This is a genomic window from Streptomyces marinisediminis (assembly GCF_026262575.1).
GTDB classification, from domain to species: Bacteria; Actinomycetota; Actinomycetes; order Streptomycetales; family Streptomycetaceae; genus Streptomyces; species Streptomyces marinisediminis.
In genome coordinates, this window is record NZ_JAPKFL010000015.1 from 129,384 (window position 1) to 143,626 (window position 14,243).

The following is a 14,243-nucleotide window of genomic DNA, read 5'->3' on the forward strand; positions in this document are numbered from 1 at the left end:
CCAGGGCCCGGCCCGCGCGGTGTCACCCCGCGGGCGACGCGGCGTCAGCGCTGCCCACTCGGCCAGGCTCGGCAGGCCGTCGGCCGCTGCCTTGTGCAGCGCGGGTAGAGCGTGGATGCGGGCGGCAGTGATGTCGGGGACGCTGCCGGGCTCGACGTCGGAGACCCAGAGCGGGGTGCCGTCTGGGGCGGTGGAGCTGGAGACGTGCCGCACCTCCGCGGTCTGGGTCAGGCCATGTCCGGCCCTCGCAGCAGGATCTGTGTCACGGCCGTGCCCGCCACCACGATGGCCGCCCGGAACGGCCACCGGCTCCGGGCCTCCGTGGGCGAAGCCGTCCCCGAAACGGCGACGGCCCCGGCCGCCACCGTCAGCGTCCAGCCCGTCGTCCCGACCGGCCCGGGCGGCCCCGCGACGAGGACGCCGATGGCCGCCAGCATCACGAGCGGGGCCAGCCGCCGGCAGGCCGCCCGACCCAGTTGCTGCGGCAGTCCGCGCACGCCGGTGGCGAGATCGTCCTCGATGTCCGGAAGGACGTTCACCAGGTGCGCGCCCACGCCCAGGAGAGCGCCCGCTGCCACGGCCCACCAGGGCGGCCAGGACTGCGAGGGCAGACCGAGGGTGACGAAGGCCGGCAGCGAGCCGAAGCCCACGGCATAGGGCATGGGGGAGAACACGGTGTGCTTCAACCGAAGGTTGTACGCCCAGCCCGCCGCGATGCCTCCCAGGTGTGCCGCTCCCGCGACGGCCCCGCTCAACAGCGACAGCGGCACGCACAGCCCCAGGGCCGCCCAGGCCGCGACGGCCAGCGTCCGGGGCGGGAGGTCACCGGTCGCCGCTGGCTTATCGCGGCGTCCGCAGACCGTGTCGCGGTGTACGTCGACCGCGTCGTTGCACCAGCCCACCGAGAGCTGGCCGGCCAGCACGGCCGCGGCCACCGCCGCCGAGCCCGCCGGTCCACGGCCCGCCGCCACAGCCAGCGCCGTGGCGAACACCGTCACCGCAAGCGCCGGCTCCGGGTGGCAGGAGCGCAGCAGCGCCGGGACACGGTGTGTCGTGCGGGAGGGAACGCCAGACGGGTGGAGAGCCACGTATGCACGGTAATCGGGCATTCGTGGCGAGGAAGGCATGACGGCATGCGTGTCCCTGTGATCGCCGATGACGCCCCGCCCGCGCTCTCCCTGTCTCCGCCCCCGTCCGCCGCGCCGCGCCGGACGACCGTGCCCGCCACGGCCACCACGATCGCGGCCGTCCGCACCGCACTGCCGGCGCACCGTTACGCCCAGGAGGACCTCACCGAGCCGATCGGCGACCTGTGCCTGGCCCCGGGGGCCGACCGAGCGTTGTTGCGCCGCCTGCACGCGTCCGCCGATGTGCGCACCCGTCATCTCGCCCTGCCGATCGAGCGGTACGCCGGTCTCGGCGACTTCGGGCAGAGCAACGACGCGTGGGTGACGGCGGGCCTCGATCTGGGCGAGGAAGCTCTGGTCGGTGCGCTGCAGGAGGCGGGGCTCGAGCCGGCCGATGTCGACCTGCTGGTATGCGCATCCATCACCGGCATCGCCGCCCCGTCGCTCGATGCCCGTCTGGCCGGGCGCGTGGGACTGCGGCCGGACGTCAAAAGGCTCCCGGTGTTCGGCCTGGGCTGCGTGGCGGGCGCCGCCGGCCTCGCCCGACTGCACGACTACCTGCGCGGGCACCCCGGCGACACGGCGGTGCTCCTCACCGTCGAGCTGTGCTCACTGACCCTCCAGCAGCGCGACGACTCCCACGCCAACCTCGTCGCCGGTGCCCTGTTCGGTGACGGCGCGGCAGCGCTCGTCGCACGCGGCCACGCCGACAACAGCGGCGGCGGCGGCGTCAGCCCGGGTGCCGCCGGTCCCTCGGTGGTTGCCACGCGCAGCCGCCTGTATCCGGGGACGGGACAGCTCCTGGGATGGGACATCACTGCCGGTGGGTTCCGTGTCGTGATCGGTGCCGGTATCCCGGGCATCGTGCGTGACCACTTCGGCCGGCACCTGCGTGCCTTCCTGGCCGAGCACGGCCTCACCACCGACGACATCGGGTCCTGGGTGTGCCATCCGGGAGGCCCCAAGGTGCTCTCCGCCGTGACCGAGGCCCTCGGCCTGCCCGCCGAGGCCCTGGACACCGCGCGGCGCTCGCTCGCGACGGTGGGGAACATGTCGTCCGTCTCCGTCCTGCACATCCTGCAGAACATCCGGGAGTCCCCTCGGCCCGAGCCAGGTACCTGGGGGCTGCTGATGGCGATGGGCCCGGGGTTCTGTTCCGAGCTCGTCCTGCTGCGCTGGTGAGTGGTCTCCATGCTCTGGTACACGCTTCTCGTCCTCGCCGTCGCCGCCGAACGGGTCGTCGAGCTGGTCATCGCCCGGCGCAACGCGGCCTGGACCCTGACCCGCGCCGGTCTGGAGCACGGCCGCGGTCATTACCCGGTCATGGTCGCCCTGCACACGGCCCTGCTGGCTTGCTGCCTTCTGGAGCCCGTGCTCGCCCACCGGACGTTTCTGCCCGCCTTGGGGTGGCCCATGCTGGCGCTGGCCGTACTGGCGCAGGTGCTGCGCTGGTGGTGCATCACCACGCTCGGGCCGTACTGGAACACCCGGGTCATCGTCGTTCCCGGAGCGCGCCTGGTAGGCGCCGGTCCGTACCGCTTCCTGCGCCATCCCAACTACGTCGCCGTCGTGGTGGAGATGGCCGCACTGCCGCTGGTGCACTCCGCGTGGCTGACCGCAGCGGTGTTCACCATCGCCAACGCGGTCTTGCTCACGGTCCGTGTCCGCTGCGAGAACACGGCCCTCACCCAGGCGGTGCGCGCATGAACGGCGGCCACGACCTGCTGATCGTCGGAGGCGGTCCCGCCGGCCTCGTGACCGCCCTGCACGCGGCGCGCGCCGGTCTGGACACCGTCGTGGCCGAGCCGCGCCAGGCTCCGGTCGACAAGGCGTGCGGTGAGGGCCTGATGCCCGGCGCCGTCCGCCACCTCGCCACCCTCGGCCTGCAGGTCGCCGGGCACCCCCTCACCGGCATCCGCTACGTCCAAGGCCCCCGCCGGGTCCAGGCGGCGTTCCGGCACGGCCCCGGCCTCGGTGCGCGCCGAACCCACCTGCACAGTGTCCTGCAGCACGCGGTGTCGGAGGCGGGAGTGCCCGTAGTGCCCCTGCGGGTGGAGGAAGTACGGCAGGACACCACCGGTGTGACCATCCCCGGCACGGGTCTGCGCGCCCGGTGGCTGGTGGCCGCGGACGGCCTGCACTCACCGGTGCGCCGCTGTCTCGGCCTGCGAGCCGAATCCCGTGGGACACCCCGATACGGGCTGCGCCGTCACTACGCCGTGCCCCCGTGGTCGGCCTACGTCGAGGTGCACTGGGGACCGCACGGGGAGGCGTACGTCACCCCGCTCGGCCCCGAACTCGTCGGCATCGCCCTGCTGACCGGCCAACGGGCCCCCTTCGCCACCCATCTGCAGCGCTTCCCCGAGCTGGCGGCCCGCCTCCCTGCGGAAGCGGCCGTCACCGCGGTGCGAGGCGCGGGGCCGCTCCGCCAGCAAGCACGCGCCCGATGCCATGGGCGGGTCCTGTTCGTCGGCGACGCTGCCGGATATATCGACGCGCTGACCGGCGAAGGCATCTCCCTGGCCCTCACCGGCGCCCAAGCCCTGGTCGGTAACGTGCGCAGCGGTACACCGGGCCGCTACGAGACCGACTGGAAGCGCGCTACTCGCCGCCACCGGCTTCTGACAGAGCTTCTGGTGCGGGCCCGGCAGAAGCCCGCGCTCGCGCCGCGCATCGTGCCCACGGCCGAACGCCTGCCGCTCCTTTTCGCTGCCGCCGTGAACGCCCTGGCATGAGACCCTGCCCGTGCCGGAAGGGCCATGGCCCGCTCGGTTGCCGGCCCATTTCCGGAGTCCGTGCCGAAGACCTTCTCCGCGCCGAGGAACATCGCGACCCGCGCGCAGAGCTGGTCGAGCGGGCCGAGTCCAGGAAGCGGTCCGGGACAGCTTCGGGGGCCTCGGCAGGGACGAACGTGTCGATGACACCGACCGCGAGGTCCTTGCCGGACGCTGTGGACGGTCCGTACAGCCCAGAGAGCGGTGGTGTGACCGCCGTCGCCGGCGGAGACGGTGGCGAGCATCACCGCCACCGCCGGCCGCCTTCGCAGCCCGGCAGGGAACGCCGCATCGCAGGCGGCATCCCACAGGACTCCGGCCGCGACGCAGGGGCAGGTCCGTCCACTCCGCTCTTGGCTCATGATCTTGTGGTGAGACCTGTCCTACCAGGGGCTCTACGTCTGCTCGAAGCCGGGGCCGCACGGCCCCGCCCCTCCGGGCACGGACCGATCAGCCCGCTTCACGGAGATCATTCCACTGAGAAAACCTCACTGGGCTCCGAGTTCGAACAGCAGGTAGAGGAAGAAGGCGAAAAGGTGGCCCGCCACCACGTAGGCGAACAGGCGCAGGGCCAGTCCGCGGGGGAAGCGGCCGTCGCCGCGCTCGTCGCCGGTTCTCCCACGCAGCATGGGGTCACCTTCCTTCCGGGGGGTGCGGGGCGTGCGGGAGGTTGGCGCCGTGCCGCGGAGCGCCTCGCCGGGCCGGGTCGTCCGTGCCGTCCAGGCACAGGTCGCCGGTGGGGGAGCGCAGCAGGGTGTGGACGAAGAGCAGGTCGGCGCCGTGTGCGGAGGCGGCGGTGATGCGGTGGGGGGTGAGGCTGTCGTAGTGGGCCGCGTCGCCCGGGTCGAGGACGTGCTCGTCGCCCCCCAGGGCGAGGCGGAGGCGGCCGGTGAGGACGTACAGCCACTCCTCGCCCGCGTGGGCGCGGACCAGGTCGCTCTGGGCGTTCGGAGGGACGTGCACGCGCAGCGCCTGCAGGGCCCGGCGCGACCCGCCGGCCTGCCGGTAGGTCCAGCCACCCGCCTCGACGGCCGCCTGCCCCGACCGGATCACCTGGTCCCGCTCGGGCGGTGTCTCGCCCAGCAGGTCGGAGACCGTGGTGCCGTAGGTGCGGGCCAGGGCCAGCAGCAAGGGCAGCGACGGCTGCCGCTGTCCGGTCTCCAGGCGGGACAGGTGCGCGGGGGACAGTTCCAGCCTCCTGGCGGCCGCCTCCAGGGTGAGGCCGCCGCGCCTGCGCAGGTCACGCAGGCGCGGCGGGACCCCGGTCAGGTCCACGCTCGTATCGGGGAGTGCTCGGCCCATGCCTTCATTCAGCCACGGCTGTGCCCCGCGGGCAAATAATGTGCCTCACGGGTAAAAGCGCCGCAGTGGCTCCCCGGTGCCGGGCAGCGGCCTCTGCCCCTCACCCGTGGTCAGTCCGGGCCCGCGCGGTGCCCCGCTCGAGTCCGGTCGCCGCCGCGGCCCCGCGGTCACCGACCGTACCGCGTGGGGCTTTCCGCGGCGGTGTGCGTGGTGCTCACTGCCCGGCGCCGTCGGCCGCGGTGTGGTGGTGGTCGGTCAGTCCCGCGGCGTGGGCCAGCCGGGCGGCGGCGTGGTCGAAGAACGCGTCACGGGCGTCGATCACTTGCTCGAACTGGCCGAACACCTCGAAGCCGACCAGCCCGAAGAGCTGGGCCCAGGCGGCCACGGCAGCCGCCAGGACGGGCGCGGGCAGCCGTACGTCGAGCCGCTCGCGCAGCCGTTCCGCGTCGCGCAGTACGGCCCGCGGCGCGGGGGCGTCGGACGTGCGGAGCAGCCCGGACGCGTGGGCGTCGACGACCACCGCGATGAGGGCGAGGCCGACCCGGGAGGCGGGCCCCACGGTGGCACGGGGCGCCGAGTAGCCGGGCACCGGGGAGCCGTGGATGAGGGCGTACTCGTGCGGGTGGGCGAGCGCCCAACCGCGGACGGCGCGGCAGACGGCCGTCCACCGGACCACGGGGGGTGCGCCCGCGCGCTCGGCCAGCGCGCGCTCGGCGGCCTCACCCACGGCGTCGTACGCGTCGATGATCAGCGCGGTCAGCAGCTCGTCCCGGCTCGGGAAGTACCGGTACAGGGCTGATGAGACCATGCCCAGCTCCCGGGCGACGGCGCGCAGCGAGAGCCGGGCGGCGCCCTCGGCGGCGAGTCGGCGCCGGGCCTCGTCCTTGATGGCCGCCGTCACTTCGTCCCGCGCGCGCTCCCTGGCTCCCCTGACCACCGTCATGGACCCAGTCTGCCAGTGAACAGAGCGGCGACCAAGAACGAGAGCGCTGCTCTTGCGTGGAGTGGGTATCGATGCAACGCTGCTCTGAAACGAGAGCACTGTTCACATCACGGAGGTCCCGCCATGCCCGCCCACGTCATCAAGCCCGGCCGGATCACCGTGCGCCTGCTCAACCCCTCGGTCGCCTGGCTCACCCGCCGGGGCATCAGCGTGTGGGGTTCGCGGGTCCTGGCCGTGCGCGGGCGGAAGACCGGTACCTGGCGCACCACCCCGGTCAACCCGCTCACGGTGGGCGGGCAGCGGTACCTGGTCGCACCCCGCGGGCACGTCCAGTGGACGCACAACATGCGCGCCGCGGGCGGCGGCGAACTGCGCCTGGGCGGGCAGACCGAGCGCTTCACCGCCGTCGAGGTGCCGGACGAGGAGAAGCCCGAGCTGCTGCGCGCTTACCTCAGGCGCTGGAAGGCCGAGGTCGGCGCCTTCTTCGGCGGCGTCGGCCCCGACGCGACCGACGACGCGCTGCGAGCCATCGCCGCCAACCACCCCGTCTTCCGCATCACCCTCCGCCCGTGACCCACCGAGGGCCCAACGGACCGTGCTGCGCAGGGCTGCGAAGCTCGCCGCACGGCGGCCGGCACCCCACGGCCTTCGGGGCCTTGAGCCGGGGGCCGTCGAGGGCGTGGCGCCGCGCCGGCCGCGCCACCGCACGCCGTACCCGCGCGCATCCCTGACCGCGCGACAGGTGGCGTCGGTCGCCGGCGCGTGGGGCACCGCGGGCCTTGCGCCACGGCCCGCGCGGCGCGTGCGTGCGGGCCCGCCGCCGGCTGGTGGGCCGTCCACGCCACCGGTTGGTCGGCAGCCACGGAGCCTCATATGCGGGTGGACTATGCGAAGTAACGAATTGCTCGAGACCGGTAGTTTTTCGAACCCGCAGATGCACGAAACGGCCCTCCTGCACGCCATGGAGGGCAGAGACGCACACCAGTGCTCTCCCGGGGCAAGGGGGGCCTCGCTCAACCACCCGAGGAAGGACCCGAAGGGTCGTGAACCACGAACTCGCGAGAGACCTGGCGCTGGCCGTCATCCTGCTGCGTGTCTTCGGCCGCGACGCGATAGCGCTGCTGCGCCGCGCCGCCGCGGCCGGAGTACGGGCCGGGGTCACCCAGTTGCACCGTGAGCGGAACGGGGAGGGGCGGTGACCGAAGAACAGCCGCACGAGGCGCCGCCGATGACCACGCTCCCGCTGGACCTGCTCGCCTTCCACCGCCAGCGCCGCCCCGCCTACGTGCGCTGGGCCGAGCGCGAACTGAACAACCGGGCGGACGCCGAAGAGGTCGTCGACCTCGCCTTCGAGCAGATCGCCCTGTCCTGGCACCGGGTGCTGGCGATGGACAACCCCGCCGCCTACGCCTGGGCCATCATGCGCAACCGCACCAAGGACCGCATCACGGCCCGTGGCAACGACCGCCCCGTCCTCTACGACAACCTCGCGTTCGAAACCGTCGCCCTGCGCAGCGCCGTCGACCCGATCGGGGAGCTGGAGGAGAGCCTGGCCCTGGCCGAAGCCGTCGCCTCCCTTCCCGAGCGCCAGCACGACGTGATCATCCTCCGCTACTACGAGCGTTATGACGTCGCCGAGATCGCCGAGTACCTGGGCATCGCCCGCGCCACCGTCCGTTCCACCGAACGCAACGCCCTACGCCGCCTGAAGGCCGTGCTCACCCGTGAGAAGGAGGGACAGACCCCATGACGTCCCACGTGGAACGCCTGCTGTCCAAGGCTGCGCTGGAACCCACCGGCCCCTACACCGAAGCGGACCTCGACGCCGCCGAGGAGCGCCTGGCCCTCCGCGTCGCCGCGCGCCTGGCCCCAGCGGGTCTCCTCGCCACCGCCACCGAGCCACCCGCCCCCGCACCCCGCCGGGCCCGGCCGTCCGGCCGCAGCCGGCAGCAGTACGCCGCCGACCTGAGGACGCTGTGCGAGGTCGTCGTCACCCGACCCGCGGCCCTGAACTGCCTCCACGACTTCCTCGCCTGCTTCCTGCCCGAGCCGGACGGCGCGGCCGTCCTCGGCAGCGTCCTGCACCTGGCCGGCGCCGAAGACAGCGCCCGCTTCTGGTGGCAGTACGCCGCCGGTGCCGGAGACCAGCCCGCCGCCTACTGCCTCTACCTCCACCACCAGGCCCACGGCGAAGACCTCGAAGCCCGCTGGTGGTACCACCAGGCCGACCTCACCCTCCCGCCGAGGAACGAGGAGACCACCGAACTCGAACGCGCCACCGCCCTGCGCGTCCTGCGCGCACTCCGCGGCGAGCGAACCTTTCCGCAGATCGTCAGGGCCGTCCTGGACTACGTGCCCGCCGCCGTCGGCTACGTCGACGACGACATCGAACTGCCCCTGCCCGACGCCGACTTCGCCGACCGCATCGAAGCCCTGCTCGCCTTCGTCCACGGCGCCCAGCCCCGCAGGTCGCCCCCGACCGAACCGCTGCCCGAGCGCAAGCCCGCGCCGGGCGCCCTGGCCGCCAGGGACGAGGCCGACTCCCGCAGCCTGCCCGCCTGACCCCTGGCTCCGGCAGGACGACGCACCAGCCCGCACCGCCCCGCCCGCCGTACGCGCCGCAGGAGTGCGGGGGCGCCCGCCGGGCGCCCCCGCAGGAAGGACTCGGAGCCGGTCAGCGGCCCTGGAGCCGGCGGACGTTGTCGCCGAAGGTCCAGTCCCTGGAGCCGTCCCAGTTCAGGGACCAGGTCATCAGCCCCTTGAGACCGCCGCGGTAGTGATTCCACGCCTGTGAGACCAGGCCGGTGGACATGTAGCCGCCGCCGGCCCCGGGCTGCGCGGGCAGGCCGGGCACCTGCTTGGCGTAGGGGACGGTGATGGTGGTGCCCTGGATGGTCAGCCCGTCGTTGAGGCAGTCGGTCTGCGCCGTGAAGCCCTGAACGGTGCCGGCCGCGTAGGAGTCGCCCGAGCAGCCGTACATGCTGCCGTTGTAGTACTGCATGTTCAGCCACCACAGCCGACCGTTGTCCGCGTACTTCTTGATGATGGGCAGGTACGCGCCCCAGATCGAGCCGTACACGACGCTGCCGCCGGTGACGTACGCCGTCTCGGGGGCCATCGTCAGGCCGAAGCCGGGCGGCATCTGCGCGAGCACGCCGTCGATGATGCGGACGAGGTTGGCCTGCGAGGGCGAGAGCTGGTTGATGTTGCCGCTGCCGACCAGGCCGGTCTCGATGTCGATGTCGATGCCGTCGAAGTTGTACTTCCGCAGGATCGGCACGATGGTCTCGACGAACCGGTCGGCCACGGCGCGCGAACTGAGGTCGATGCCGGCCGCCGCACCGCCGATGGACATCAGGATGGTGAGGCCGTTCTCCTTGGCCTCGCACATCTCGGCGGGGGTGGGCACCTTCACCGTGCGGTCCATGCCGTCCTCCCACAGCACGGTGCCGTCGGAGCGGATCACGGGGAAGGCGGCGTTGACGACGTTGTAGCCGTGCTGCCGGATGCGGGGGTCGGTGATCGGGGTCCAGCCGAACGGCGGGTGGACGCCGTTGGCGGCGCCGTCCCAGTTCTCCCAGTAGCCCTGGAGCACCTTGCCGGCGGGCTTGGACTGCACCGCGCAGGTCTCGGCGGCGGGGGGAGCGGCCACGCCGGAGCGCGGGACGGCGCCGGGCGACGCGGCGGTCAGCAGGGGGACGACGCAGGCGGCGGCCACCGCGGCGCCGAGCAGCCGGGCACGGCGGCCCAGGTTTCCGAGCATTCCTTGCCTCCGGGGTGAGTGGGGGAGTCACCCGGCCGGCACCGTGGGGACGTGTGCGGGAAGCGGCGGCGGAGCTCCGCGCGGGGGCGCGATCGGCCGCTTTCCGGAAGGAGCTGCGGTGCGGGCGCGCCGACGGACCGGCGTGCCGGTGGAGCTGCGGTGCGCGGCGGGCGGGGAGTGGGGGCGTTGAGCGGGAACTTCACGCACAAGGTAGGGAGGTCCGCACCTGTGGTCAACAGGTCTGGACCAAATCCCCGGCCCCGCGAGGACGCCCGCACCGGCTCTCCGTCGGCCACGTGAGACCGCTGTGCGCAGCGCTCGTCAGACCGCTGGTGGGGGCGCCGGGCGTCTCCCGGCTCATCGCGCCCGGCGGGCCCTGGGACCGACCCACCTCGCCCTCTTCCCGAAGCCCACGGGAGGCCGCAGGACCGCCGCCGCTCCCTCGGCCCACGGCGGGCGGGAGCCGCAGCGCCCCTCCCGCGACCCGTTCGAAGTAGCGAGAGTCGCGCCGCAGCGCGCCGGGCCCTGGACCGCAGGCGCGGCCATGCACGGCACGGCACCCGGAACAGGGCGGACGGGGCCCGCCACCCGGAGCCCCGCGTCCGGGAGCGGCGCAGCCCGTAACCGCCGGGCCGCCCGGGGCGGCGGGCGGCCGCGCTGCCGTGTTCCGGCAAGCCGGCGGCGCGGCCGCTGCCACGCCCGGGCCTGCTCCCACGGTCCAACGCCGGGCAGGATACGGCCTGTTGGGGACCCAGCCGTACCCAGCGCGCACCGGACCGAGGAGCCGCCGATGACCACCACGACACGGCCCCCGCGACCGCCGTCCCTGGTCGTGCGGGGCGGGGGCACGACCCTCCGGCTCGCACCGACCGAGATCCTGTGGACCCGGGCCGACACCGTCGCACGCATCCCCTACGCGGCCGTCGGGGACATCGACGCCGAGTTCGAAGCCTCGTCCCGGATGCGGTTGCGGATCTGGGCTCCGGAGGGCACCGGTGACGGCGTGCCGCTCACCTACGAGGTCCGGTGCGCGCGCCGCTCCGGGGCGGCCTTCACGGACGCGCTGGCCCGGCAGTTGAGCGGCGTGTCCCGACCGAAGGGCCGCGTCCCCTCCGGCCGCGCCCACGCGGTACCACCGGTGACCCTCGAGCCGCGCAGCGCCCACCTCCCGGTCGTCCACCCGTACAGTCGGGAGCAGCTCGGGCTGCGCGCCCTGACCGCCGTCTTCGTCCTCAACTCCCTGGCGCTGGTGCTGCTGGGCCAGTTCCTGCTGGCCGTCATGACCTGGCTCGGCTTCCTGGGCTGGTGGGGCTTCGCCGACGTGCTGTCCCTTCTCGTGAGCACGGTCAAGACGAGCGCGGCCGCGGTGACCAGAGGCGTGCGGATGGAGGCGCGGCACGTGGGCAGGGGCCCCCACTCCGGCCCGGACGGGGGCGCCGGCGACCACACGTACGAGTACACGGACACCGAGGGGCGGGTCCGCACCTACGTGCACGTCCCGTTCGGCAAGGGGCCGCCCCCGCCACGTCTCACCGTCGTCGTCGTGCCCGGGTCCAGTGACCCCGCGAAGACCCCTGGCGAGCTGGTCGCCCTCAGCGTCACCGTGCTGCCCATGGCCCTGGGGGCGCTGTTCGCGGGCGCGGTCGGAGGCATCGCGTTTCCCGGCGCACTTCTGGCCGTCGTGCTGATGGGCCTCTGACTCCCTTCACCGGACGTGCCCAGCGCACGGCCGTAGCGCGCACGAGCACACCGGCGCTGTGGCCCGACGCCGACGACCAGGTGCCGCCGAGCGCCCGGTGGAGGCCCGGCGCGGCGTGCCCGGCACCGGGCAGGGCCGGCGCCCGGGCCCGGACGCGGGCCGTGGGGGCCGGCGCGCAGCCCCGGCGGGTGCGCGCCGGCCGGCTCCCGGTCACGCCCGCCCGTCTCCGCCGCGGGACCACGCACGCCGTACCGGCCCGCCGGTCCGGCGCAGGCCGTGCCGCGGTGCCGTCGGGTCAGTCGCCGCTTCGTCGGGCACCGCTCGCGCCGGCGCCCCCTACGGCGTGCCCTGCCGTGACGGGGGACCGGTGAGCACCCCACTGGCGCCCTCGACGCGCACCGGCCACCTGCACCGCTCAGCCGCACCGGAGCCGGGGCGGCTGGCGGACCGCCTGCGTCAGCGCGGACTCCGGGCGTGCGCCGTCGGCGAAGCCGGCCTCCTCCACGCCCCCCCGGAGCGCCGGCCGCCGTCCGGGTCACCGCCGCTCACCCGCTCAGCAGGGCAGTCGCGTAGTCCTCGAGGGTGCGACCGGCCACCCACCCCTGGGCCTCGGCCCTGGACACGTCCAGGACCACGGAGTGCGCTAGCTGGTCGACGGCGTAGCGGGTGAGCCGCGGCTGCGCGAGCGGGCGCGGCCGGGCCAGCGTCTGGGCGGCGCCCGCCACGGCCCAGGCCAGCGGCAGCGGGATGTGACCCAGGCGCGCCCGTACGCCGTGGGCCCGCAGGACCGTCCGCACCGCCTCGTCCCGTTCGTAGGGCGCCGGGTCGGCGATGTTGTACGCGCCCGGCGGCCAGCCGGCGGCCATGAGGCAGGCGTCGGTGAGGTTCTCCACGGCCGTCAGGCTGAGCCGGACGCTCGGCCCCGGCAGCATGAGCAGCCCGCGGCGGACGCGGGACAGCAGCCGGGGCACCAGGTGCGGGTCCCCGGCGCCGTAGACCGCCCGCGGCCGCAGCACCACGGCACCCGCGGCGAGCGCCAGCCTCTCACCGGCGGCCTTGGTGCGGCCGTAGGCGTTCAGGTGCCCGCGCACCGGACGGTCCTCGGTGATCCGGGTGCGTCCGGGGCCGGGCGCGTAGACGCTGGCGCTGCTCACCCACACCACCGGACGGCCGGCGGCCGCCTCCAGCAGCCGCGCCGTGCCGTCGACGTTGACGGCGTGCATGGCCGCCTCGGCCGGGCGGCCGGGCACCGGGTCGCCCACGGCCGCCGCGCAGTGCACGACGAGGTCGGCGCCGGACAGGTCCGGCACCTCGCGCGCGGCGTCCCAGGGCACGTGCCGGCCGACGGGGCCGGGACGTCGTCCGACGCACAGGACGTCGGCGCCACGCGCGGCGGCCGTGGCGGCGACGTGGGAGCCGCAGAAGCCGCTCGCCCCGGTGACGGCGATCGTGGTCATCGGCTCTTTCGGGCTCGGCGGTCGTCGGCCGCCCGGACGGTGAGGGAGCGCCAGCCGGGCAGGGCCGCGCCCCGGTCCACGCGGGCGCGCCGGACGGTGGGGCGGTGGGGGGCGAGCGCGGCCAGGGTGTCGTCGAGCTGAGCGCGGGCAAGGCGCGCGCCGGGACAGGCGTGGGAACCGGCGCCGAAGACGAGCCCGGCCACGGCGGCCGGCGCCGGATGACGGGCGTCCGGGGGCTCGTCGTGGGCCCGCGCGGCGTGCCGTGCCACCAGGATCAGGCGGTCCCCGGCCCGTACCGGGCAGCCGCCCAGGTCGGCGTCGGCCGCCGCCACGCGGGGCAGCAGCGGCGAGGGGGCGATCACCCGCAGCAGCTCGCCCACCAGGGCCGGGCGCAGCCGGTCGTCGGCCGCCTCCCCCCACAACCGGGCGTCGGCGCACCAGGCGGCGGCGCGGGGGAGGGCGGCCGCGGTGGTGTTGACGGCGGCGACCGCGAGCATGGCCCGCAGCGCCGCGTCCGCCGCCGGGCCCGGCCCGCCGGCCGGGGCGAGCAGGGCCTCCAGCCGCGCCGTCGCCGCGGCGGCCGCCTGAGCGGCGCCGGGCCGCCGGGGGCCGGGCAGGTGGTCGCGGACGGCGGCGGCCGCTGCCTGGGCGGCCGCCTCGGCGACGCCCTCCGGGTCGCCCGCGGCGTCCAGGAGCGCGCAGACGGTGGCCCCGGCCAGCTCGCGGGCCAGCGGTACGAGGTCGACGTCGCGGCCCTCGGCGAGCGGGGCGAGGCGGCGGGCCAGGACCCGGCGCCACACCGGGCGCAGCCGCTCCACCCCGGCCGCGCCGAGGCCGTCGGCGACCGCGCGCCGGGTGGCGCGGTGACCGGTGCCCTCCTGATCGAACAGCGCCCCGCCCGTGGACAGGCCCCGGGCGGCGCCGCCGGTGGTGCCGGCGGCGGCGCGGTCCAGCGGGACGCGGGTGAGGGCCTGGCGGTACGGCGCGGTGCCGTGCACCAGCACCGCGCCGCCGACGCGGGTGACCGCCCGGTGACGGGTGGCGGCGAGAAGGGCGAACAGCCCGGGGTGGGAGCGGGTGTACACCCGCCGGTCGCGGCGCCGGGCGCGGGCCGTCGCGGCCCGTGCCGTCGTGGCGCGTGCCGGCGTGACCCGGGCCACGGCAAAGGACGGTCGACC

Annotated in this window: 15 protein-coding genes; 8 read left to right on the top strand and 7 right to left on the bottom strand. The window is 75.1% G+C overall.

What is annotated here, in order from left to right; all coding sequences use genetic code 11:
- Positions 1-227: 227 nt before the first annotated feature.
- A complete protein-coding gene (locus OSB71_RS14480) occupies positions 228-1,127 on the bottom strand; it encodes a UbiA family prenyltransferase (RefSeq protein WP_416237260.1) in 900 nt (299 codons plus the stop codon).
- A 6-nt stretch (positions 1,128-1,133) separates the two neighbouring features.
- Here OSB71_RS14480 and OSB71_RS14485 point away from each other — a divergent pair, with 6 nt between their 5' ends.
- The 3 genes from OSB71_RS14485 to OSB71_RS14495 are packed head-to-tail and all read left to right on the top strand — an operon-like array spanning position 1,134 to position 3,862.
- On the top strand, positions 1,134-2,309 hold the full coding sequence (locus OSB71_RS14485) for a type III polyketide synthase (RefSeq protein ID WP_265948296.1): 1,176 nt from the start codon (positions 1,134-1,136) through the stop codon (positions 2,307-2,309).
- A gap of 9 nt (positions 2,310-2,318) precedes the next feature.
- Positions 2,319-2,834, top strand: coding sequence for an isoprenylcysteine carboxyl methyltransferase family protein (locus OSB71_RS14490; RefSeq protein WP_265948297.1), 516 nt, complete (start codon positions 2,319-2,321; stop codon positions 2,832-2,834).
- A complete protein-coding gene (locus tag OSB71_RS14495; protein WP_265948299.1) occupies positions 2,831-3,862 on the top strand; it encodes an NAD(P)/FAD-dependent oxidoreductase in 1,032 nt (343 codons plus the stop codon). The genes OSB71_RS14490 and OSB71_RS14495 overlap by 4 nt, the downstream gene beginning before the upstream one ends.
- Positions 3,863-4,389: 527 nt before the next feature.
- Here OSB71_RS14495 and OSB71_RS14500 read toward each other — a convergent pair.
- The 3 genes from OSB71_RS14500 to OSB71_RS14510 form a co-directional block, all read right to left on the bottom strand.
- Complete coding sequence (locus OSB71_RS14500; protein WP_265948300.1) at positions 4,390-4,530, bottom strand: DUF6126 family protein; 141 nt, start codon at positions 4,528-4,530, stop codon at positions 4,390-4,392.
- Between the two features lie 4 nt (positions 4,531-4,534).
- The gene (locus OSB71_RS14505; RefSeq protein WP_265948302.1) at positions 4,535-5,203 is read right to left on the bottom strand and encodes a helix-turn-helix domain-containing protein; all 669 of its coding nucleotides are present in this window, start codon (positions 5,201-5,203) and stop codon (positions 4,535-4,537) included.
- Positions 5,204-5,417: 214 nt separating this feature from the next.
- Positions 5,418-6,146 (bottom strand): TetR/AcrR family transcriptional regulator, encoded by a 729-nt coding sequence (locus OSB71_RS14510; protein ID WP_265948303.1) that lies wholly within the window; start codon positions 6,144-6,146, stop codon positions 5,418-5,420.
- 123 nt (positions 6,147-6,269) lie between these two features.
- Here OSB71_RS14510 and OSB71_RS14515 point away from each other — a divergent pair, with 123 nt between their 5' ends.
- The 4 genes from OSB71_RS14515 to OSB71_RS14530 all read left to right on the top strand — a co-directional run bounded on the left by OSB71_RS14515 (position 6,270) and on the right by OSB71_RS14530 (position 8,708).
- Positions 6,270-6,719 (top strand): nitroreductase family deazaflavin-dependent oxidoreductase, encoded by a 450-nt coding sequence (locus OSB71_RS14515; protein ID WP_265948305.1) that lies wholly within the window; start codon positions 6,270-6,272, stop codon positions 6,717-6,719.
- A gap of 470 nt (positions 6,720-7,189) precedes the next feature.
- Positions 7,190-7,345, top strand: a complete 156-nt coding sequence (locus tag OSB71_RS14520) for a hypothetical protein (protein ID WP_265948307.1) — start codon at positions 7,190-7,192, stop codon at positions 7,343-7,345.
- Positions 7,342-7,896, top strand: a complete 555-nt coding sequence (locus OSB71_RS14525) for an RNA polymerase sigma factor (protein WP_323055290.1) — start codon at positions 7,342-7,344, stop codon at positions 7,894-7,896. Before OSB71_RS14520 ends, OSB71_RS14525 begins: the two co-directional genes overlap by 4 nt.
- Complete coding sequence (locus OSB71_RS14530) at positions 7,893-8,708, top strand: hypothetical protein (protein WP_265948308.1); 816 nt, start codon at positions 7,893-7,895, stop codon at positions 8,706-8,708. The genes OSB71_RS14525 and OSB71_RS14530 overlap by 4 nt, the downstream gene beginning before the upstream one ends.
- A 112-nt stretch (positions 8,709-8,820) precedes the next feature.
- Here OSB71_RS14530 and OSB71_RS14535 read toward each other — a convergent pair whose 3' ends face one another.
- Positions 8,821-9,897, bottom strand: a complete 1,077-nt coding sequence (locus tag OSB71_RS14535) for a chitinase (protein WP_265948354.1) — start codon at positions 9,895-9,897, stop codon at positions 8,821-8,823.
- A gap of 802 nt (positions 9,898-10,699) precedes the next feature.
- Here OSB71_RS14535 and OSB71_RS14540 point away from each other — a divergent pair.
- Positions 10,700-11,608 carry a hypothetical protein gene (locus OSB71_RS14540; RefSeq protein ID WP_265948309.1) on the top strand — a complete coding sequence of 303 codons (909 nt, stop codon included), beginning with the start codon at positions 10,700-10,702 and terminating at the stop codon, positions 11,606-11,608.
- A gap of 545 nt (positions 11,609-12,153) precedes the next feature.
- Here the strand turns inward: OSB71_RS14540 and OSB71_RS14545 are convergent.
- Positions 12,154-13,065, bottom strand: coding sequence for an NAD-dependent epimerase/dehydratase family protein (locus OSB71_RS14545; RefSeq protein WP_265948311.1), 912 nt, complete (start codon positions 13,063-13,065; stop codon positions 12,154-12,156).
- A complete protein-coding gene (locus OSB71_RS14550) occupies positions 13,062-14,225 on the bottom strand; it encodes a cytochrome P450 (protein WP_265948313.1) in 1,164 nt (387 codons plus the stop codon). Before OSB71_RS14550 ends, OSB71_RS14545 begins: the two co-directional genes overlap by 4 nt.
- Positions 14,226-14,243: the final 18 nt, after the last annotated feature.

What these genes read in the sequence shown, in the direction of transcription:
- OSB71_RS14515 (WP_265948305.1), top strand. Translation starts at nt 6,270, where the DNA reads ATGCCCGCCCACGTCATCAAGCCCGGCCGGATCACCGTGCGCCTGCTC.
- OSB71_RS14485 (WP_265948296.1), top strand. Translation starts at nt 1,134, where the DNA reads ATGCGTGTCCCTGTGATCGCCGATGACGCCCCGCCCGCGCTCTCCCTG.
- OSB71_RS14500 (WP_265948300.1), bottom strand. Translation starts at nt 4,530, where the DNA reads ATGCTGCGTGGGAGAACCGGCGACGAGCGCGGCGACGGCCGCTTCCCC.
- OSB71_RS14480 (WP_416237260.1), bottom strand. Translation starts at nt 1,127, where the DNA reads ATGCCTTCCTCGCCACGAATGCCCGATTACCGTGCATACGTGGCTCTC.
- OSB71_RS14540 (WP_265948309.1), top strand. Translation starts at nt 10,700, where the DNA reads ATGACCACCACGACACGGCCCCCGCGACCGCCGTCCCTGGTCGTGCGG.
- OSB71_RS14495 (WP_265948299.1), top strand. Translation starts at nt 2,831, where the DNA reads ATGAACGGCGGCCACGACCTGCTGATCGTCGGAGGCGGTCCCGCCGGC.
- OSB71_RS14490 (WP_265948297.1), top strand. Translation starts at nt 2,319, where the DNA reads ATGCTCTGGTACACGCTTCTCGTCCTCGCCGTCGCCGCCGAACGGGTC.
- OSB71_RS14510 (WP_265948303.1), bottom strand. Translation starts at nt 6,146, where the DNA reads ATGACGGTGGTCAGGGGAGCCAGGGAGCGCGCGCGGGACGAAGTGACG.
- OSB71_RS14505 (WP_265948302.1), bottom strand. Translation starts at nt 5,203, where the DNA reads ATGGGCCGAGCACTCCCCGATACGAGCGTGGACCTGACCGGGGTCCCG.
- OSB71_RS14545 (WP_265948311.1), bottom strand. Translation starts at nt 13,065, where the DNA reads ATGACCACGATCGCCGTCACCGGGGCGAGCGGCTTCTGCGGCTCCCAC.
- OSB71_RS14530 (WP_265948308.1), top strand. Translation starts at nt 7,893, where the DNA reads ATGACGTCCCACGTGGAACGCCTGCTGTCCAAGGCTGCGCTGGAACCC.